This is a genomic window from Lentilactobacillus parakefiri (genome assembly GCF_002157585.1).
GTDB classification, from domain to species: Bacteria; Bacillota; Bacilli; order Lactobacillales; family Lactobacillaceae; genus Lentilactobacillus; species Lentilactobacillus parakefiri.
The window spans coordinates 1-20,257 of record NZ_BDGB01000055.1 but is presented as its reverse complement, the minus strand read 5'-3'; the positions used below and the strand labels follow the sequence as shown (position 1 = coordinate 20,257).

Annotated in this window: 15 protein-coding genes and 2 pseudogenes; 9 read left to right on the top strand and 8 right to left on the bottom strand. The window is 44.6% G+C overall.

All coding sequences use genetic code 11. From position 1 onward, the window contains the following. Positions 1 to 125: 125 nt before the first annotated feature. The 3 genes from LPKJCM_RS05955 to LPKJCM_RS05945 are packed head-to-tail and all read left to right on the top strand — an operon-like array spanning position 126 to position 4,733. Positions 126 to 1,304 carry a helix-turn-helix domain-containing protein gene (locus tag LPKJCM_RS05955; RefSeq protein WP_057962256.1) on the top strand — a complete coding sequence of 393 codons (1,179 nt, stop codon included), beginning with the start codon at positions 126 to 128 and terminating at the stop codon, positions 1,302 to 1,304. 40 nt (positions 1,305 to 1,344) lie between these two features. Next, positions 1,345 to 3,771, top strand: coding sequence for a Xaa-Pro dipeptidyl-peptidase (locus LPKJCM_RS05950; protein WP_057962255.1), 2,427 nt, complete (start codon positions 1,345 to 1,347; stop codon positions 3,769 to 3,771). A gap of 50 nt (positions 3,772 to 3,821) precedes the next feature. Continuing rightward, entirely contained in the window at positions 3,822 to 4,733 is a 912-nt protein-coding gene (locus LPKJCM_RS05945) for a proline-specific peptidase family protein (RefSeq protein WP_057962254.1), read from the top strand. Between the two features lie 120 nt (positions 4,734 to 4,853). On the opposite strand, the gene LPKJCM_RS05940 is transcribed toward LPKJCM_RS05945, so the two are convergent. Further along, a complete protein-coding gene (locus tag LPKJCM_RS05940) occupies positions 4,854 to 5,840 on the bottom strand; it encodes a LacI family DNA-binding transcriptional regulator (protein ID WP_057962253.1) in 987 nt (328 codons plus the stop codon). Positions 5,841 to 5,993: 153 nt separating this feature from the next. Between LPKJCM_RS05940 and LPKJCM_RS05935 the strand changes: the two genes are divergently transcribed. From LPKJCM_RS05935 to LPKJCM_RS05925, 3 genes are read left to right on the top strand one after another with little or no spacing between them, the layout of a single operon-like run. Then, positions 5,994 to 7,637, top strand: coding sequence for an alpha-glucosidase (locus LPKJCM_RS05935; RefSeq protein WP_057962252.1), 1,644 nt, complete (start codon positions 5,994 to 5,996; stop codon positions 7,635 to 7,637). A gap of 3 nt (positions 7,638 to 7,640) precedes the next feature. Then, positions 7,641 to 9,119: a sucrose phosphorylase gene (gene gtfA, locus LPKJCM_RS05930; protein ID WP_057962251.1), complete on the top strand. Its 1,479-nt coding sequence runs from the start codon at positions 7,641 to 7,643 to the stop codon at positions 9,117 to 9,119. A gap of 27 nt (positions 9,120 to 9,146) precedes the next feature. Further along, the gene (locus tag LPKJCM_RS05925; RefSeq protein WP_057962250.1) at positions 9,147 to 10,532 is read left to right on the top strand and encodes a glycoside-pentoside-hexuronide (GPH):cation symporter; all 1,386 of its coding nucleotides are present in this window, start codon (positions 9,147 to 9,149) and stop codon (positions 10,530 to 10,532) included. A gap of 75 nt (positions 10,533 to 10,607) precedes the next feature. Here the strand turns inward: LPKJCM_RS05925 and LPKJCM_RS05920 are convergent, their stop codons facing one another. From LPKJCM_RS05920 to LPKJCM_RS05910, 3 genes are all read right to left on the bottom strand, one after another. Continuing rightward, positions 10,608 to 11,351, bottom strand: coding sequence for a sulfite exporter TauE/SafE family protein (locus LPKJCM_RS05920; RefSeq protein ID WP_057962249.1), 744 nt, complete (start codon positions 11,349 to 11,351; stop codon positions 10,608 to 10,610). Positions 11,352 to 11,480: 129 nt separating this feature from the next. Further along, positions 11,481 to 13,133 carry a peptide ABC transporter substrate-binding protein gene (locus tag LPKJCM_RS05915; protein ID WP_225364143.1) on the bottom strand — a complete coding sequence of 551 codons (1,653 nt, stop codon included), beginning with the start codon at positions 13,131 to 13,133 and terminating at the stop codon, positions 11,481 to 11,483. Positions 13,134 to 13,351: 218 nt separating this feature from the next. Then, positions 13,352 to 14,920, bottom strand: a complete 1,569-nt coding sequence (locus LPKJCM_RS05910; RefSeq protein ID WP_501161689.1) for an ABC-F family ATP-binding cassette domain-containing protein — start codon at positions 14,918 to 14,920, stop codon at positions 13,352 to 13,354. A gap of 141 nt (positions 14,921 to 15,061) precedes the next feature. Between LPKJCM_RS05910 and LPKJCM_RS05905 the strand changes: the two genes are divergently transcribed. Further along, positions 15,062 to 15,415, top strand: coding sequence for a VOC family protein (locus tag LPKJCM_RS05905; protein WP_057962248.1), 354 nt, complete (start codon positions 15,062 to 15,064; stop codon positions 15,413 to 15,415). Next, the gene (locus LPKJCM_RS05900; RefSeq protein WP_057962247.1) at positions 15,416 to 16,090 is read left to right on the top strand and encodes a CPBP family intramembrane glutamic endopeptidase; all 675 of its coding nucleotides are present in this window, start codon (positions 15,416 to 15,418) and stop codon (positions 16,088 to 16,090) included. Between the two features lie 128 nt (positions 16,091 to 16,218). Here LPKJCM_RS05900 and LPKJCM_RS05895 read toward each other — a convergent pair whose 3' ends face one another. Beyond that, positions 16,219 to 16,581: a YxeA family protein gene (locus LPKJCM_RS05895; protein WP_225364142.1), complete on the bottom strand. Its 363-nt coding sequence runs from the start codon at positions 16,579 to 16,581 to the stop codon at positions 16,219 to 16,221. 55 nt (positions 16,582 to 16,636) lie between these two features. Further along, the gene (locus LPKJCM_RS05890) at positions 16,637 to 17,836 is read right to left on the bottom strand and encodes a DUF2075 domain-containing protein (RefSeq protein ID WP_057962245.1); all 1,200 of its coding nucleotides are present in this window, start codon (positions 17,834 to 17,836) and stop codon (positions 16,637 to 16,639) included. Between the two features lie 137 nt (positions 17,837 to 17,973). Here LPKJCM_RS05890 and LPKJCM_RS05885 point away from each other — a divergent pair, with 137 nt between their 5' ends. After that, the gene (locus LPKJCM_RS05885; RefSeq protein ID WP_057962244.1) at positions 17,974 to 19,542 is read left to right on the top strand and encodes an amidohydrolase; all 1,569 of its coding nucleotides are present in this window, start codon (positions 17,974 to 17,976) and stop codon (positions 19,540 to 19,542) included. 84 nt (positions 19,543 to 19,626) lie between these two features. On the opposite strand, the pseudogene LPKJCM_RS05880 reads toward LPKJCM_RS05885, so the two are convergent. Together LPKJCM_RS05880 and LPKJCM_RS12905 are read right to left on the bottom strand one after the other, a co-directional pair. Then, a pseudogene (locus tag LPKJCM_RS05880) lies at positions 19,627 to 20,106 on the bottom strand (MFS transporter); the annotation flags it as partial. Positions 20,107 to 20,121: 15 nt separating this feature from the next. After that, a pseudogene (locus LPKJCM_RS12905) lies at positions 20,122 to 20,257 on the bottom strand (IS30 family transposase); the annotation flags it as partial.

Here is a 20,257-nt window from a genome sequence, read left to right as displayed (position 1 = left end):
GGGGTCAAATGCTTATCTGATTTTTACTTAAATCGCATTCTGTTGACTTTTGTGTAACCGCTATCAGAAAGGAACTTCATTATGAATTACCCAGTCATCAATCAACCGCCTCATTAATTCATTCAATGACGCAAATTGACATCGTCATTATTCAAAAAAACGGCATCCCTATCACGCGGATTCAGGAAAACACATTGCCGGTTTTTCAGCGTTTGAAAGAGCTTGACACGATTTTGAACCGAGTTCAGCATTTGGCTACCAATGAATATCTGACTTACACGGATTCCGCTCGGCTGAGTTATCTCGCCGCCCGGCCGAACCAGCCCGAGGATGAAACCGTCATTTTAGGACCGTTTTTGACGACCACGCTGACTGTCGATGAAATCGCCGCAATTATGGCAGAAAATTCCTACACCATTAGTGAACGTCGGCAGCTCACTCAGCTCTATCAAAGTCTACCCGTCCTCGCAGAAGCTAAAATCAACGACTTGGCCACTTTGATGACCAATTTATTTGCCCATCCATTAAACGGTGCCAGTGAGAAGGTCAAACTAAGTAACGGGCCCCAGCCGATTGCAAGCTCATTAGCGACGGTTAACAGCGACCATCGACAACAGATCGAGGCCAACTATGCAAACGAGGACGAAATTACCAATGCAATCGCATCGGGTGATCAAGCCACCGTGCAGCATCTCAATATCACCATGACCAAGATTTTTTATTCCTTTGTCAATCGCATCCCCGGAAAACCGCTTCGGTCCTCAAAGAACATCTGCTTTGTCTTTAACACTATTTGCCGGATTGCCGCTCATAAAGGCGGTGTCCACCCCGTTTACCTAAATGACATCTCTGAAAAGTACGCGTTATTAATCGAGCGGCAAAACACGCTTCAGGGACTGCACGTGTTGGTTCATTCTATGACTGAAGAATACTGCCAGCTAGTCCAGTCAGTCTCTACCGCCGGCTATTCACCAATGATCAAACGAGCGGTCGACTATATTCTGCTCAACTTGGGACATTCGATGACACTCAATCAAGTCAGCAAGTCAATCGGCACTAATCGGTCGTATCTGTCAAGAAAGTTTAAGCAGGAAACAGGCTTAACAATTACCGACTACATCAACCACCGGCGAATCGTTTTGGCCAAACAATATTTGAGCAGTCAACAGCTCCCGATTACCGACGTCGCGTTCATGACCGGTTTCAACGATTTGAATTATTTCATCCGAGTTTTCAAGAAGCTCACCGGTCAAACCCCTTTGCAATTTCGACAAAAGCCAACCAGTTCAGCCATCAAAAAGTAAGGTATAATGGCGTTAACAATCATTTTCCAGGAGGTATTTCATGAAAATTAATCAGTTTGCATACGTTCCAACCGATCATCAGACAATTGTCCAAGAGTTGGCGGACGTTCATTTCTTAACGGCTCAAACCAGAAAAATGGCGGATCCCGTCATGCTTTACCGACAGTTTCTGCTGAAGTTTTTCATTGAAAAGCAGAGCTTGGCCACCCGGATTCAAAAGGTTTCGAATTTGATGGCAAACCCATCTCTAAATGCCTATGAATTCACGACAACACAAGATGCGGTCAGCAAGCTGGCCTTCTATAACGTTGGTTTGCAGCTGCTGGGATTTGAGGTTGGTTTGGACTTCGATTTAGTCGATCCATTTTCAGCTATGAAAAAATACCGCCTGCCAACCGCTGACGTGGACGACGTTCTCGATCGCAATCAGCTCATCGATGCCTGGTACAAATTGCTTAACACTCGCACCAAATTCGGCCAGACCCTCATTGATTATCTAGCCGGACAGGGTTATTATCACCAGTTTTTCGAAACCGGCGACCTAAAACAGCCGCTGATTTTCAACGGCAAGTCGCAAGCCGTCTTCGATAACAGCGAATTAATCCGCGACGTTGTCTACGTCGAAGCACCCTTAGACAACGACCATGACGGTAAACGTGACCTCCTAAAAGCAGAAATCATTCGGCCAAAAGAAACCGAAAATGGCCTAAAAGTTCCGGTTATCTTCACTGCCAGTCCATACGATCAAGGAACCAACGACCAACAAGCTGATCAAATCACTCACGACGTCAATCAAGAAAAATTGACTCGCAAAACGCCCACCCATTTGAGTTATGACGACATAAAGTTTGATTATGACAACCACAACCTTCCGGAACCACGAACCGTTAAAGACACCAGCAAGGTGGCTGAAGAATCATTTGTCAAAACCTGGACTTACTCGCTGAATGATTACTTCCTGGCGCGCGGGTTTGCGGTGGTCTACTCGTCTGGTGTTGGCACCAAGGATTCCGATGGCATTCGGACAACCGGAACCCCTGATGAAACCATCAGTGCCACTTCAATCATCGAGTGGTTGCATGGTGATCGGACCGCCTTTACCAATCGGTCTGACCAAATCAGCATTCCGGCTTGGTGGTCCAATGGAAACGTTGGGATGACCGGACGTTCCTATCTCGGAACCCTCTCGACAGCCGCTGCGATGACGGGTGTTTCCGGTCTCAAGACGGCGGTCGTCGAAGCCGGCATTTCCAATTATTACGACTATTATCGAGAGAATGGCTTGGTGGTTGCCCCCGGTGGCTTTCAAGGCGAAGACACTGACGTCTTGGGCGAGCTCACCTTCAGCCGGGAACAGTCAGCTGCGGATTATCTCAAAATTAAGGATACTTGGCTGGACCAACTTAAGAAGCTGACTGATGGTCAAGATCGTCAAACCGGCAGCTACAACAGTTTCTGGGACAATCGCAATCTCTTGAAGAATGTCAATATCAAGGCCGACATGCTACTGGTGCACGGTTTAAACGATTGGAACGTTAAGTTGTCCCACGTTTACAATCTCCGAGAGACGTTGAAGAACGAAAAGGTTACCCAAAAATTAGTCCTCCACCAAGGACAACACGAGTACCTCAACAATTTCCGCTCAGTTGATTTTACCGATATTGTCAATCTTTGGCTGACCAACAAATTGCTGGCAGTCGACAATCAGGCCAATCAGATTGTGCCGGATGTTTTGGTTCAAGATAATGCCGAACCGGAAACCTGGACAACATACAAAGACTGGGGTGGCGCTGTTAAGGAGATTTCCTTGGATGATAAACGCTGGACTGACATGAACGAGAACCACACGTTTAGTGACCAACTGCCCGATGATTTATTTAAGGACTACATCGAAAACACCAAGAAGTGGCAAAAAGCTTTATTTACCAAAAATCATTCCAAGCTCGACAAGCACAGCATTAAGCTTGTGTCAGAACCACTGGCCAAAGATCTCACCGTTGACGGCAGAGCTACGATCACTTTACGGGCTGCCAGCAGTGCTGATCTGGGCTTGTTAAGTGCGGCACTCGTCGACTACGGGGTTGAGAAACGTTTGACGGCTGTTCCGCAAGTCCTTTCCGCTCAGCAAATCATTACCGGCTACCAGTGGCGCAAGGATGATTTGAAAGAATTCCTACCTGAGAAAAAAGCATCTGCTTACAAGAAGTTTACCGATGCCCATATGAATATGCAGAACCGTACCAACAATTATCAATCAGATGATCTGAGACCCGGTCAATATTACAACTTCACCATGGCCTTCCAGCCAACCTTCTGGCATTTGCTGAAGGGACACCAACTTGGGTTGATCATTTACGCTACCGATATGGATTACACCATCCGCAGCAATCAGGATATCTCTTACGCAGTTGACCTTGGGGCCTCAAAGATTGACTTGCCATTACTTTCTGCCGATGATAAACAGTGATAAATGTGATATGCTTTTTATAAATAATAATAATAAGGATAGGTGATTTTATGAAGACAGGAACAAAGATCATTACTTTGGATAACGGCTATCACTTATGGACCAATACCCAAGGCACTGGCGACATTCATTTGTTAGCTTTACACGGCGGCCCCGGTGGCGAACATGAATACTGGGAAGACGCAGCCAAACAGCTCAAGAAGCAGGGCTTAGACGTTCAAGTAACCATGTATGACCAACTGGGTTCATGGTATTCTGACAGTCCTGATTTCGGCGATCCTAAGAACCGCAAGGACATTTTAAACTATGATTACTTCTTAAATGAAGTTGACGAAGTCAGAGAAAAACTTGGCTTGGACAACTTTTACCTGATCGGCCAATCATGGGGCGGCTTGTTGGTTCAGGAATACGCTGCCAAATTTGGTCAACATTTGAAGGGCGCCATCATTTCTTCAATGGTCGATCGAATTGACGACTACACCAAGCATCTGGAAGAAGTCCGTGAAAAGGCCTTAACCCCAGAACAAGTAGCCTATATGAAGGACTGCGAAGCCAAGGGCGATTACGACAATGACAAGTATCAATCATACGTTGATATTTTGAATAAGGGCTACATCGACCGTAAGCAGCCTTCCAAGCTGTCACACCTGATCGACGTGACCAACACCGACATCTACGGGGCATTCCAAGGTGATAACGAATTTGTCGTCACTGGTAAATTGGCTGAGTGGAACTTCACCGATCAATTGAAGAACATCAAGGTGCCAACACTGGTAACGTTCGGTGAACATGAAACCATGCCAATCGAGACTGGCAAACGAATGGCCGAAATGATCCCTAACGCCAAATTCGTCTCAACGCCAGAAGGCGGCCATCATCACATGATTGACAATCCAGACGTCTATTATGATCACTTGGCAACCTTCATTCGGGAAGTCGAAAATAAGACATTCAACAAATAAGTATCCAACTAATATTTGCCTGATCACTGCATTTAAACAAATCGCGCCATCATTCCAAAGACACAGGAATGATGGCGCGATTTGTTTGATTCTGGAAACCACCCAGTTACTAACCACTTACTACTTTCTCAGCGAATCCCGCTGCAGAAGCTTAATCGGTAACACGTACTTATCCAACAGCTCATCATCGTTTTTCTGAAGCCGGTTAAACAACAAGCGAACCAACAAGTCGGCAATGTCTCCTACCGGCTGCACAATTGTACTTAATTCGGGATGATATTCTTGAACGTAATCAGACCCGTCGTAGCCAATCACTTGCACGTCTTCGGGAACTCGCATTCCTGCCTTACGTGCCTCTTGAATACATAGTAATGCGGTCTGATCATCGGTACAGAAAATACCGTCCGGCTGACTCGCGAGCAATTTTTCACGTAACGTTGCCCGCCTGATATTGGGGGTTGAATTGAAGGGAAAGGCCACCATTTGAACCGAACAGCCATGTTCCTCGGCAACGTGTTCAAAACCAGTTAATCGTCGGTTATTGGGCGCCCGCTTTTCTAAACTACCGGACACCAACATGAACCTCTTGGAACCTTTCTCAATCATAACTCTGGCGGCCAATTCGCCACCCGCCTGGTTATCACTGCTGACGGTCGGAATCTTGGTCTGAAAATAACGGTCATACGAGACAATCGGCAGTCCGGACATTTTATATTCCTTAATTCCCTCATTATGCGAACCGGTAATAATCCCATCGACCTGGTTGGCCATCAGCATTTTGAGATACTGCTGCTCCTTTTCAGGATTGTCCATACTGTTACAGATGATCGCTTTATAGCCGCGGGCAAACAACCGATTTTCAATTTCTTCAACAACTTGGGCAATCAGTGGATTTTCTACGCTGGCAAAAATCAAGCCAACTAATTTAAATTGCTTTCCTTGAAGGACTCTGGCAGCCAGACTTGGTTGGTAATTAAGCTGCTGCATTGCAGAAAAGACTTTTTCTTTGGTTGCGGCTGACAAATAACCGCGTTCATTGATCACCCGAGAAACGGTAGTCACAGAAACACCGGCCAACTTTGCCACATCCGCTAATTTAGGTTGCATGCAATCACCTTCTAATCGCGTTTTGATAGTACCAGTATAGCATATTGGAAAATATTTTTATATTAATTTATGTCAAACGATTGACACACGGTTATGTAAGCGTGTATCATGTGTTTTGTGAAAGGGGTTTCAAAACTATGAGAGGTGAGCACATTGATTAGTAATCAGCAAGATCCAACCTGGTGGCAGAACGCAGTTGGCTACCAAATCTATCCAAAAAGCTTTTATGACAGCAATAACGATGGGATCGGTGACCTGCCAGGAATTATTGAAAAGATTCCCTACATTAAATCTTTGGGTGTTAACTTCGTCTGGCTATCACCGTTCTTCGCGTCACCAAACGTTGATAATGGGTATGACGTGTCCGATTATGAAGACATTGACCCCCAATATGGCACGTTGGATGACACATTTAAGATGATCAAGCAATTCCACCAAAATGACATCCGAGTCGTCTTCGACCTAGTCATTAACCATACCTCTGATCAACATCACTGGTTCCAAGAAGCTCAAAAATCGGTGGATAATCCCTACCATGATTTCTATATTTGGCGAAAACCAGTTGCTGGAAAGGTTCCCAATAACTGGGTCTCCTTATTCGGCGGTTCTGCCTGGACTTATAACGCCGCGACCGACGAATATTACTATCACCTATTTGCCAAACAGCAACCGGATCTTAACTGGGAAAATCCCAAGGTTCACCAAGCGGTCAAGCAGATTATTGATTGGTGGGCTGAGCATGGTGTTGACGGCTTCCGGTTGGATGCCATTTCTCACTTGAAGAAGAATCAGTCGTTTGCCGACGTGCAAGACCAAGAAGCAGCAATGAACAACGTTTTCGGCATCGAAAAATTTCTCGACGAACTCAGTACTGATTTTAAACGCAACCACCTCATGACAGTGGGTGAGGCGGGTGGCGTTCCAGTCACCCGGGCGAGAGAATGGGTCAATACCAAAACCGGTTACTTCGATATGATCTTCCAATTTGACCACGTTAGTTTTTGGGAAAAGTTCACCGTCGGCAAAATCGACGTGGCGATGCTGAGAAAGACGTTGACCAATTGGCAGAATGGCCTTGAGGGAATCGGCTGGAACGCCCTTTTCCTTGAGAATCACGACCTGCCCCGAGCGGTTTCTTACTTCGGCAACGATGGCGACATGCGTCAGCAAAGTGCAACTGCACTGGCAATGATGTACTTCTTAATGAAAGGGACACCGTTCATCTATCAAGGACAAGAACTTGGGATGACCAACGTCTCCTTTGACAATATCGATCAGTATCGTGACTTGGATTCCAAACGCTTCTATCAAGAAGAATTGGCAAAAGGTGCAACCAAAGCAGAAACATTGTTTAAACTTCAAAAAAAGAGTCGCGACAATGCCCGCACGCCGATGCAATGGACCTCAACGGGAGGCTTCAGCAACCATCAGCCTTGGATTGAAATGAACCCCAACCACCAAACGATCAATGTCAAGAATGAACAAGCCGACTCAAACTCAGTTCTCAGCTTTTACAAACGGTTAACGACTCTGAGACTCAGCGATCCCGTTTTGCTGGCTGGGAAATATCAGTTAATCGACACTCACGATCATCAGCTCTACGTTTACACTCGGGAATCAGCGCGCAAAGGTTACTTGATCATCACCAATTTGAGTGATACCCCGGCTGCTTACCAAGTAACCTCGGATTTTCAAAACCTTGAGCTAGTCCTCACCAATCGTTCAGCTGAACAAAATCCCACTGCCATGAAGCTTCAGCCATGGTCAGCCTACCTTTACAAATACGAAAGGAAATAACTAATGAAATTAAATAATCAAGCAATGCTCATTACCTATCCGGATAGCTTGGGCAACAATATCAAGGACCTGCAAAAGGTGCTGACCACTTACTTGGACGGCGTCGTCGGTGGTGTTCATCTGCTGCCATTCTTCCCATCATCCGGTGACCGCGGATTTGCACCAATGGATTACACCAAAGTCGATAAACAATTTGGCGATTGGAACGATGTTAAAAAGTTAGCTGAGTCTTACTATTTGATGTTTGACTTCATGGTCAACCATATCTCGAAACAGTCCAAATACTTTAAAGATTTCCAGGCAAACCATAATCAATCTGCTTATCGGGATCTGTTCATTCACTGGAACGAATTTTGGCCCAAGGGTCGCCCAACTCAGGCGGACATTGATTTAATCTATAAGCGCAAACCAAAAGCCCCCGTTCAAACCGTTAAATTTGCTGACGGTCAGACTGAAGATGTTTGGAACACCTTTGGTGAAGACCAGATTGATCTGAATGTGAGTTCCAAAGTGACTAAACAGTTCATCAAAGAAACATTGAACTTCCTGATGGACCACGGCGCTTCAATTATCCGATTGGACGCTTTCGCTTACGCCATCAAGAAATTAGGGACAAACGATTTCTTCGTCGAACCAGAAATCTGGGATCTCCTGAAGGAAATCAGCAAAATCACCAACCCACGTGATACCACTCTGCTGCCTGAAATTCACGAGAACTATCACATTGTTCGAAAAATTACCGATCACGATTACTTTAGCTACGATTTCGCCCTACCGATTGTTACCTTGTATAGTTTGTACTCCGGTAAAGCCGATCGTTTGGCTGGCTGGCTCAAGAACAGTCCTATGAAGCAGTTCACAACTTTGGACACTCATGACGGCATTGGGGTTGTGGATGCCAAGGACATTCTGTCTGATGATGAACTTGACTATACCAAAGCCGAAATGTATAAAGTCGGTGCCAACGTCAAGAAAGTCTATTCCAGCACTGCTTACCATAACCTTGATGTTTACCAGATCAATACCACATACTACTCAGCCCTCGGAGATAACGATCATGCTTATCTACTGGCGCGCGCAATTCAAGTGTTTGCGCCTGGCATTCCACAGATTTACTATGTCGGCCTACTTGCTGGTAAAAACGATTTGGATTTACTTGAAAAGACCAAGGAAGGTCGCAATATTAACCGCCACTACTACTCATTAGAAGATGTAGCGCAAGAAACTAAGCGGCCAGTCGTCAAGGCATTATTTGACCTCCTCCGCTTCCGCAATCACAGTCCGGCATTTGATCTTGAAGGCGGGATTGACGTCCAACAAATCGGTGACAATCAAATTGTGGTTACACGCCGATCAAAAGATGGTCAGACGGCCGCAACGTTATCCGTTAATTTGAAGACCCAGGCCTTTACCATCACGGAAACCAATCCACTTGGTGAGACTAAAGAAGTTTTGACCAGTAATCTGGCAGCCGTTAAATAAGGACATAAACTGAAAAGAGGATTAAAAATGAAAATGACACAAACATTGCCTGCGGGTTCCCATTCACTCACAAATGATGAACATATTACCAACAAAGAACGCTTAAGTTATGGGGCATCTGACTTTGCCTGCAATATCGCTAACGGCATGGTCGGCACCTACTTGATGTATTACTACACGGATGTTTTTGGTTTAGCTGCCGGGGCAATCGGTACCCTGTTCTTTATCGCCCGAATTGTAGATGCAATTTCAGGTCCAACTTGGGGAATTATGATTGATCGCACCCACACCCGTTGGGGCAAAAGTCGCCCCTTCTTCCTATGGTTCTCCATTCCATACGCCATCTTCTTTATTCTTGCTTTCTCATCCATTCCACTAGGACCACTGGGTAAGCTAATTTGGGCGTACGTGACCTATATTGCAATCGATATTTTATATTTGGGAATCAACATTCCAATTACCTCGATGCTGCCAAGTCTGACTGCCAGCCCACAAGAACGGGTTCGGTTCAGTACCGTTCGTCAGGTCCTAGCTACCACCGGTGCCACTTTGATTTCAATCATGGTATTGCCGGCAGTCTCACTGCTTGGTCAAGGTAACGACAATAAAGGCTTCTTTATTACCGCAGTCCTGGTTGCCGTTCTAACTGCGTTCTTACTGTTGCTAACGTTCAAAAATACACGTGAACGTGTCCATCCCCGTCACCAAGAAAAGCTTTCTCTTAAGCAGTCCGCTCGGGCGCTTAAAGGAAACTGGCCTTGGATGATTATTTCATTGATGTATTTCTTCTTCTGGATTGGGATGCAAACCAAACTTCAAGTAACGGTTTATTTCTTTAAATACAATATGCACAATGCGGACTTAGCTTCGTTTATGCTCGGCCTGCAGGCACTCTCTTTGGTTGTAATTGTCTTTACACCATTCTTGACCCGTCACTTCGGCAAAAAAGGCACCATGGTGATTGGCCTTGGTCTCTGTGTCATCAGCCAACTGGTTCTTGGAATTGGTGCCAAGATGATGAACGTGCCAATTCTGGCCGGTGCTACCATCTTAGGGTACTTCGGTAATGGCTTCTTCGCCGGACTACTGCCAGTGATGCTTGCTGACACCGTTGATTATGGCGAATGGAAAAATGGCGTTCGGGCTGAAGGCCTGGTAACTTCATTCTCGGGGATCGCTTCTAACCTTGGTATGGGAATGGGCGGTGTTGTCACTGGATTCTTACTCAGCATGAACGGCTATGTTGCTAACCACGCCCAAACCGCGCAAGCTTTAAACGCAATTGAAATGAATTTCGTTTGGGTACCATTCATTGGATTTGGCATCGGGTTGATCTTGATGTATTTCTACAAGTTCGATAAAATGCAACCTCAAATTGAAGCAGACCTCAAAGCACGCCACGAAGCTGCTTAAGCCATCATTTAATAATTAATTCAATAAAGGGCCCCTGAAGTTAGTCAATGACGAACTTCAGGGGTTCTTTGATTGTTACAGATAAGCTTGATAACCCAAGACCAGTGCCAGGATAACTGCAAATATGCCAACAGCGTGTTTAATCACTGTCGATGGAATGTACCTCACGATGATCGGACCGATATAACCGCCGGTGAATAATCCAATCAGCAAGTGAATAATCACTGCCCAATCGATTGGAATCGTGAAGATAAACATGGTTGCCGCGACAATATTATTCATAAACGAGGCAAAATTACGCATTGAATTATAAATCGCGTAGTTCTCATGAACGATCTTGGAAAGGACAGCAATCATCAATAATCCAGATGCTGCACCGAAGTAGCCGGTATAAATTCCGACTAGAAACGTACTCAACCAGCTTACAGCAGTGATAATTCGATTATTAATGACCGGCTTCCCACGACGTTTCGGCGTTAAAATGAGGATTCCCGCTAGCATAATAAAAACGGGGACCAATTTTTTGAAACCATTGTTGGTGCTGTGAATTAAAATGAGTGCCCCAAAGACACCACCCAGGGTGTTTAGAACGGCAATTTGGAACGCCTGTTTCCAATGTCCATGCAGCTCCCTCAACGAAGCGGTCACCGTTCCCAATCCGCCACCAACTTGGGCAACGGTAATCGTTGCGTTGGCAGTAATCGGTGCCACGCCAACTGACAACAGAACTGGATATAGGGTTAGCGAGGCCATCCCCACAATCCCGGTTAATACGCCTGCTAAGAGACTCATAAGTACCAAATAAATAATCGAAAACATACTTCTCCCTTCACATCACCGGCACTGTTGTGTTTGGTTACGCCTGCACATACCAATATTTAATTCCAGAATAGCATTAATCTCCCATTATTCAACTATTCCTTTCCCCACACTCATCCGGATTTAATGCTATTTCTTAATATACATATACTTATAGTTCCACTGTGAGCCAGTTGTATTGTGCGTAATCCCATGCAAATAAGGTCGTTTCAAATATAAGTTGTAGTTTTGGAATAATGGTGTCGCCCCTTGGTCCTGCATGAGGATCTTCTCGGCCGCCAGCATCTTATTCCAGCGAATCGATGGATTGGCGTTATTGGTGTAAATTGACTGGCTGATTAACTGGTCAAACTTTGCGTTATGCCAAGAGCCATAGTTCATTGAGTTCTTACTCATCATCGGCTGAAGAAAGGCAGTTGGATCGGCGATATCGGCACCACGACCGGTGATATAGGCTTCAAAATCACCTGCAACACCACGAGCATATTGAACTTCTTGAGGAACCGTTTGGAGATTGATTGTTAATCCAGGTAATTGCTTTTCAGCAGATGACTTGATGAATTCACTGACTTTCTTCACATTATCTGAATTGGCCACCATAAGATTAAAGGTTAAATTCTTTTGTCCAACTTGCTTCAATCCCTTATTCCAATAGTCTTTGGCGAGCTTAGAATCATAGGCAACCCCAACGCCGCCAAACTGCTTTGAAGCAAAGTCTTTATTATGGGTAGGATCATAGGCCAGATACTTGGTGACAAACCCCGTTGGTTTGAGTGATTCACCTTTTAATAAGGTGTTGGCAATTTGGCCCCTGTCAATCGTTAATGAAATGGCTTTACGGATGTTCACATTGTTAAAAGCCTTCCGTAAGACTGGATTCTTGATCTTTTGATTATAGACCAAATAATTCATATATGAATACGGTCCGCGGTATAAGTCGGTACTATTCTTATAATGGGTAACTTGATCACCAATCAAAATTGTAAAATCAAGTTTGTGGGTTTGATACAACGATAGGCTGGTCTGTGGGTCGATCACGTGATTCATATGAATTGTGTTCATCTTGACATGCTTCTTGTCCCAATAATTTTGATTCTTTTTAAAGGTCCAAGTGTTGGACTGCGGTGCCCACTTTTTGATGACATACGGCCCGGAAAAGACGGCTTTATTAGCAGCTTGGCCATAACTGGCCCCATATTTATCGACGATCTTTTTGTCTTGGGGTGAAAAAGCCTGATAGGTCATCAATTTAGTAAAGTAAGCAATCGGTCGGTCTAAATGAACGACAAAAGTTCGCTTACTTGGTGCTTCAACGCCCAACGCACTCAATGGCAGCTTGCCAAAGTTAACCTTTTCAGCATTCTTCACACCATCAAACAGATAAGCGTGAGTTGACTTGGTTTTGGGGTTCAAAGTGCGCTGCCATGAATAAACAAAGCTTTCTGCGGTAATTGGATCACCATTACTGAATTTGGCATTCTTTCGGATCGTAAACGTATAAGTCTTACCATCATTTGAAACGTGATAGTTACTTGCCAGTGCCGGTACCGGCTTGTGCTTCTTGTTCATATAGAGCAAACTGTCGTACAGGTTACCAGCGTTATCAAAACCCTGAGCTTTCGAAACATCCAGTGTCACAATGGAATAGTTTGCCGACAGATTGGCGGTTCGAACCAGCTTACCGTTATCTTTGGACTTGGTTTGGGTCGAACAGCCCGCAAGTGTCCCCACACTTAAAATACCAGCCGCCAAAAGGAGCAATTTTCTTAAATAATGATTCATATTCTAAACACCATTCCCTTCAAATAATCCTGTTACCGCTTACAACAATTCCCCAAAAATAAGTCCAAAGTACCCGTTGCCAGGGGGAGCAGGTCAGGAACCTTGGACTTTAACACGTCAATATTTTACAACAGGTTTACCGCATAAATCAAGGACAATTTTTGGGATAAAAATACCACACAAAGGATTGTTTGTGTGGTATCATGGTTTTATCTCATTTACGATTCGTCCCGAATCACTGGTTTTTCCTTTAGGCTCAATTGTTCCACATTCAGAACCTTATCAACCAATCCATCATAGAAACTGGACTCATGGCTGACAATAATCAAGTTGCCTGGGAACCGGTCTAATGCCCGTTTCAAGGCTTCCTTGGTTTCTTCATCCAAATGGTTGGTGGGCTCATCCATAATTAAAAAGTTGGTTGGGGTGAACTCCATCATCGCCAATTTGACCTTGGTCTGTTCGCCACCAGAAAGCTCCCCAATTGGTTTGATGGCATTGGCAGCATCCAAACCACATTTGGCAAGCTTCGTCCGAATCGCCCGCTGGTTCAATTTCGGAAATTTATCCGAAATAATCTGCATGGGTGTCATTCGGTTATTATCCCATTCCAGTTCCTGGCTGAAGTAACTAATGTGAGAAGATGGGGAGAATTTGGCCGTCCCGCCCTTTGCAGGCAGCTGACCCAGGATTGATTTGATCAGAGTTGATTTACCAACCCCGTTAAAGCCGGCGAAGCCAAACTTTTCACCCATTGAAATCGTGAAAGTGACTGGCTTAAGCAACGGTTTATTATAACCAACCGATAAGTGATCGACAGTCAAGGCTTCATGAGAACCGGTTTCTTCATAAGGAAAATTAAAGCTGGCCTTGATGTTAGTCGAAGGCGGATCAATTTTATCCATATGGGCAAGTTTCTTCTCCCGGGATTTGGCCATCGTTGACTTGGAACCGGCCTTGTTCTTTCGAATAAAACGCTCGGCCTTCTCGATTTCCACCTGCTGCTTATCATACTCACGCTGCTGGAATTCTTCCCGTTCGGCACGCTGGCGCATCGCTTGTTTGAAACTCCCGCGATATTTAGTGATCTTACCAAAGGCAACGTTAATGATGCAGTTAGTAATCTTTTCCAGGAAATCATAATCATGGGAGACCACCAGTGCAGACCCATTGAAACCATTCAAGTAGTCAATCAGCCAATCGATTTGAGCTGTATCCAAGTAATTGGTCGGCTCATCTAGTAAAATAACATCCGGATCAGCCAACAGCATCTTAGCAAGAATAATCTTGGAACGCTGACCACCAGACATTTGACCAACTAGGTGATCGCGACCAATGTTATCTAATCCCAAGCCGGTAATGGTCTGCTCGATTCTGGTATCAATGTTATAGAAGTCGCTGGAATCCAGGATATCCTGTAGTTTCCCAGCCCGCTCAAGCAATTTATCGTCGGCAGTCTTCGCATAGGTATTATAAAGGTCGTTCAATTGGTCGCTGGTTTTGTACAAATCAGCAAACGCAGTCCGCAAAAAATCGATGAGGGTCAAATCTTCCTCAACATCAGCATACTGGTCCAAATAACCAATTTTAATATTTTTCTGCCACTTTATGTCTCCAGAAAGAGGCAGTTCACTTCCAGTGATGATCTTAATAAGGGTTGATTTACCAACCCCATTTTGACCAACCACGCCCATATGCTCGCCCTTTTCAAGCGTAAATTCAGCATCTTTATACAGATCCTTCTCAGCAAAACTCATCGAAAGATTTGATACGGATAGTAATGGCAAAAAAGTTCACTCCTTAATTCATTCGAAATACTACATACAATTTGTAACGTTACGCTTGTTTCCCATAGTAGTCAAACTAATCGTGCGAAGATTTCCCTTTGGTATATAATGAAAACATTACTTTTAAAGGATGATCATACAATGAATATCAGAGAAATTGAATACATCACAATTCCCGTTTCCAACTTAGAAGTCAGCCTTCGTTTTTATCACGAAGTCTTTGACCTTCAAATTGTCGATTTACCTAACGGTGACAAGGGAGCGGACATGCACAAAATGTTCCTTGATTTCCACGAGGAAGACAAGGTCGACACCCCGATCTCATTTGGCTTGATTGCCAAAGATAAAATGGCCGATATCAAGGCCCATTTGATCAACTATTTTGTTGATATCGTCAATGAGCCGACTGAAAAAACTGAAGTAAGGAGAAACGTTAATTCGATTACCATTTTAGATCCAGACAAGAATCGAATCGAAGTTAACGAGTTCAGATAGATGAAGCCAACCAGGTATCTCATAACTAAATCAACCCAAATTCTAAAATTCGTGGGATTTCTGGCAGTGTACATCGTGGCCGAATCGGTCTTTGAAATTGCCGGTCAATACATTAAAAATCCCTTGAGTGCGCGTCACCTTCTGGGGCTGGCACTGGTTCTAATTGCTGGTGCACTGGCCCTGGTCGGTTGGCGTTATGGCAAACAATTAACCGTCAATAATCCCCGACACTTTGGCAGACGGCATCCAACGGCCAAACGAATCGCCCAACTGTTATGGATTTTTATTTTGATGACAGCTGTCCAGGTGCTTTGGCAGTGGCTGATTGCCAAGCATATTTTGTCAACTCCCAGTAACCAGCAGGCTGTAGAAGCTGCCGAAATCAAAATGCCAATGTGGAACCTCTTCTTTGGTGGGATTCTCGCACCGATTTTTGAAGAGTTAATTTTCCGAGGGATCTTCATGAATTACTTCTTCAACCAGGATAATCGGTTGAACAATATTTTGGCAATTATTGTTAGTGGCTCACTCTTTGGCTTTGCCCACGAGATGAGCTTTGATCTGACTTGGATCATGTATTCCGCGCTCGGCTGCTGTTTGTCGTTTGCCTACATGCATTTTCGAGATATTCGTTACAGTATCGCGCTTCATATGATGAATAATTTGATCCCGTAGCTTACGGTTAATTTCAAGGGACTACCATTTGGTTATTTAGGTAGAATCTAAAAGGGGGCCGGCACAAAACATCTCGTTTTGTGTCGGCCCCCTTCTCTTGTTTTATTAAATCATGCCTACAACTAAGCTTAATCTAACTGCTGACTGAGTTTTTGCTTCGGCTCTTTTGGTACCTGAGAATACGAAATTCCTTTATAGTCAACCACGTTCTTGGCCCTTGAGTAGCCAATGCGGATATAGTGACCTTTCGTAAACTTATGGCCATCAACGGAACCAACTTCCAGTGTCTTTTTGTCACCTTGTTCGTTATAGGCTTTAATCTTGTAATAGTAAACGTCCGGATTGCCGCCTGGTGAATTTTCTTTGCGTTCCAAGTTACCAACTTGGCCATAATAGTAGATTGGTGAATAGTTGTGGTGATACCAACCACCGCCAATTGCTAAAATAATCACGATGATTCCTAAGATAATCCAGCTTGTTCTCTTCATCATACTCTCCCCACTAACCGTTTAAGCAAATGATAGCGAATCTGGCAAATTCTGTCAATCAATTGGTAGTCCGCAAATCAGCCATCATCTTTTCCAGATAGGCTTCTAACTTAGGATCATGGGCATGCAGGTACATCCCCTTAATTCCACGTCGCAATAGAACGTTCAAGGAGTTTCTCAGCAGTTCGACTTTACTTTGTTCATAATCTTTCTCTGACATATCGGACCGGTGTTTAAAAATCTCCACATCGGTGACTTTGCTGGGGTCAACCCCCAGCCGATTATCCGTGGTGAGATAAAACGGCGGTCCAATGATAATCCCGATGTAGTTCAGATCAAATCCCTGCACTGTGTAAATACTACCAACCTCATCGATCGTTTGGGGCTGTTCAGCCCAGGGTGTACTGGTGAAATTATATTGATCCCAAGGCAGGTGGAAATTGCCCTCATTCACCAAATGTTTACCACCATCTAAAGTCGATGGGTAACCACTGGTCGACGTCATTCGTGATAAGCCATATTGATCATTTTTCTTGATAATCGTGCGAAACATCTTTTGGGCATCCGCAAAAATGCGAAAATCATAATCGCCGATGTCACTGGGAATCGGTCCGATAATATTCCCATCAATAAAGTGATCCAACCAATCCATCAATTGCGGTCCCGCTTGCATTCTAAACTGCTGCTTGAGATGAACCAATTCGTGGGGATAAGGCGCAATCAGCTTTTCCAATCTGGCTTTATTCCAAAAGCTCTTGGTGCGCAGGACTTGGTGGGGATCAAAAACAACAATCGTCACTCGGCTCAAATTGATGATATCCTGCAGCTGATTGTCCCCATAATAATTGTTATAGTGATCCGGCTTACTCAACAACAAATGGGCTTCATCAACGACCGTCAAATTCACCCGTTTATCCTGCTTGTGCATCTGATTGATAAAACTCGTTGGCCGTTGGTAATACTTTTTCAGCATATGCGGTGTTTGGCCCGCCAACTCCCGATATACTTTTAGGAGTTCTGGATGGTTAACCAAAAAGTAGGCATCGTCAACCACCTGAGCTAATTGGGTAAATAGCTGATTCAAGATCAAGCTTTTACCAGTCCCAGCATCCCCCATCAAAACAAACACAGCGTGACCGTCTTCTTTTAAATGTTTAAGAGAAAAGTCATCAATTTGTTTTAGAACGGTCTTTTGGTGGTCAGTGAGTTCAATATTTTTCGAAAATGCATTTAAAGTGTGGGATTCCAAAGATTCCATTAGCTTACTCCTTCTCTAAAAGCTCAATAATATTATGATAACTTTTCACCGTTTGAATTTCCAGGACGATCAGACTTGCAATCGCTACCATTAATCATGAATAATAGAAACAAACTGAATCAGCAAGGAGAATGACCATGCCAACTTTTACTAATGGAAAAATATTCACTGGACTTGACCGCACAAGCTTTGCTTCAGCAATGGCCATTGAAAACGGTCACGTGACATGGATTGGCGACTCCAACGACCTCAACGATGCCAATGCAATTGACCTGCATGGAAAAACCGTCTTGCCGGGCTTGATCGACGTCCACACCCATCCCAAATATATTGCCGATGCCCTGCACGGGGTTGCCTGCACCCCACCAAATGTCAATAGCATCAAAGACATGCAGGCTGCCCTTCGGCAATCACCAGCGTTTGGCAAAGGACCTGACACTTGGATTGAAGGCTGGGGATTTGACGAAACCAAGTTAGCCGAGCACCGGACGCCAACCATCGACGATCTGGATGAAATTTCCACCACTCAGCCAATTTTTGTTTACCGCTCCGATTGTCACTCATCAATTGGCAACTCCAAAGCATTGGAACTGGCGGGAATCACCGCAGACACGCCGGATCCAGTCGGCGGATTCATCGGCCATTTCAGTGATGGTCGACCAAATGGTTACATGAAAGAAGTCGCCGCCACCCAGTTACTGATCCAAGCCAAATCAGCCCAAAGCTATCAGGGCGACGTTGACAACATGGCCAACAGTTCCAAGCATTATCTTCAAAACGGCATCGTTGCCATTGGAGAAATGATGGGCAGAATGCGCCCCTATGATTCATTGAAGCTATACCAGGACGCCGTTAAAGCCGGTTTCAAGCCGAAATCAGCCATTTACTATGTCTACGATGAAGTTGCTGGAAATGCCAGCCTAAGACCGACAAATGATGACCAGCTGCGGATTGCCGGCATCAAAGTCTTTATGGATGGCAGCATTTCCGGTGAAACAGCCTATAATCAACAGCCTTATCCCAGCGGTCAAAATGGTGTCTGCTTAACCGATGCAGCTAAACTCAGGCAGGCAGTTGCATATGCTCAACAACAGCATCTTCAAGTAGCCATTCATGCCATGGGCGACGCTGCGATTCAAATCATTTTAGACGCAACCGATCACCTGCAGCCATGGCTTTCTGACCGCCCATCAATTCGAATCGAGCACGCTTCAATTTTGAGTGATCAAATGCTCAGGCAAATCGACCAAGCAACGATGAATTACGCGCTGGTGACTCAGCCAATTTTCTTTTTCGCCGAGGATGAATCGTACCGCGACTACCTTTCACCCCAGCAGTTTAAGGAAGCCTACCGCGTGAAATCAATGATCAACAGTAAAGCCGAGTTTGCACTGAGCTCCGATGCGCCATGCACGCCGTGGGCTGAACCGGATAGTCCGTTCGTTAATATTTACGCCGCGGTCACCAGAACAGCTGTGAATGGCGACATTGTCAATCCAGAGGAAGCAATTACCGTTCCAGATGCCGTGCTTGCCTACACCACCTGGCCGGCTAAGATTGGCGGCTTTAGTGGAAATGGCCAGCTGACACCGGGCTATGCTGGAGATTTTGTTGTCTTAGATCGTGATATTTTCACTATCCCCGCTAATGAGATTAAGGACGTTCGGGTGGCAGCAACTTGGATAGACGGCAAAAAAGTCTATTAAAATCCAAAAATGGCACTCACAACGAGTGTCATTTTTTATGGGGATTTGGTTTTATAGGGTGCTCACAAATTTAATGAATCTCAGTTAGGCCTTTGTCTGACCTTTCTCATCTACTTCACCGGCTTGAACAGGATCTTCCTTCTTCAAGGTAAATGCGGCAAAGACAGTTACGACAGCAACGATCGCACCAAGAATTAAGTAAGTATGGTGGAAGCCGATTGAGTCATACATGTTACCAGCAAGAGCGGAGAAGACGAAGACTGAAATCTGTTTGGCAAAGTTTGATGCTAGGGCATAGACCGTCGCGTAGACTCGAATATCGAAGGCTCCGGCAATGTACTTCATGATTGAAACCAGTACCAATGGCATTTCGAATCCGGCCAACAAACGGAGAACAATGACCCAGATCAAGCTTGGTGACAAGGCACTTCCGATAATCCGAATTGCTAAAATACAACCATAGGCAATTAGTCCGTTCCGTGAACCAATCTTGTTAATAATCCACGGCATTGGAATCATCAATAAGAACTCCAAACCAATTTGAGCAGTGGTCATATAACTATATGGTAGATTGCAAATTTAATCCGAATTTTTGGACAAATTTGTCAGCATAACCTGATACGGTGTTTGCCAGTCGAGTATTTTAAGCGGTCGCTGGTTAATTTGGAGTAACGTCGTCGTTAAATCTTGAGCACTAATGTGCTCAAAACGAGTC

Excerpts from the sequence above, each read along its gene's own strand:
- LPKJCM_RS05955 (WP_057962256.1), top strand. The coding sequence starts at position 126 with ATGACGCAAATTGACATCGTCATTATTCAAAAAAACGGCATCCCTATC.
- LPKJCM_RS05940 (WP_057962253.1), bottom strand. The coding sequence starts at position 5,840 with ATGCAACCTAAATTAGCGGATGTGGCAAAGTTGGCCGGTGTTTCTGTG.
- LPKJCM_RS05920 (WP_057962249.1), bottom strand. The coding sequence starts at position 11,351 with ATGTTTTCGATTATTTATTTGGTACTTATGAGTCTCTTAGCAGGCGTA.
- LPKJCM_RS05885 (WP_057962244.1), top strand. The coding sequence starts at position 17,974 with ATGCCAACTTTTACTAATGGAAAAATATTCACTGGACTTGACCGCACA.
- LPKJCM_RS05890 (WP_057962245.1), bottom strand. The coding sequence starts at position 17,836 with ATGGAATCTTTGGAATCCCACACTTTAAATGCATTTTCGAAAAATATT.
- LPKJCM_RS05895 (WP_225364142.1), bottom strand. The coding sequence starts at position 16,581 with ATGATGAAGAGAACAAGCTGGATTATCTTAGGAATCATCGTGATTATT.
- LPKJCM_RS05905 (WP_057962248.1), top strand. The coding sequence starts at position 15,062 with ATGAATATCAGAGAAATTGAATACATCACAATTCCCGTTTCCAACTTA.
- LPKJCM_RS05945 (WP_057962254.1), top strand. The coding sequence starts at position 3,822 with ATGAAGACAGGAACAAAGATCATTACTTTGGATAACGGCTATCACTTA.
- LPKJCM_RS05900 (WP_057962247.1), top strand. The coding sequence starts at position 15,416 with ATGAAGCCAACCAGGTATCTCATAACTAAATCAACCCAAATTCTAAAA.
- LPKJCM_RS05915 (WP_225364143.1), bottom strand. The coding sequence starts at position 13,133 with ATGAATCATTATTTAAGAAAATTGCTCCTTTTGGCGGCTGGTATTTTA.
- gtfA (WP_057962251.1), top strand. The coding sequence starts at position 7,641 with ATGAAATTAAATAATCAAGCAATGCTCATTACCTATCCGGATAGCTTG.
- LPKJCM_RS05950 (WP_057962255.1), top strand. The coding sequence starts at position 1,345 with ATGAAAATTAATCAGTTTGCATACGTTCCAACCGATCATCAGACAATT.
- LPKJCM_RS05925 (WP_057962250.1), top strand. The coding sequence starts at position 9,147 with ATGAAAATGACACAAACATTGCCTGCGGGTTCCCATTCACTCACAAAT.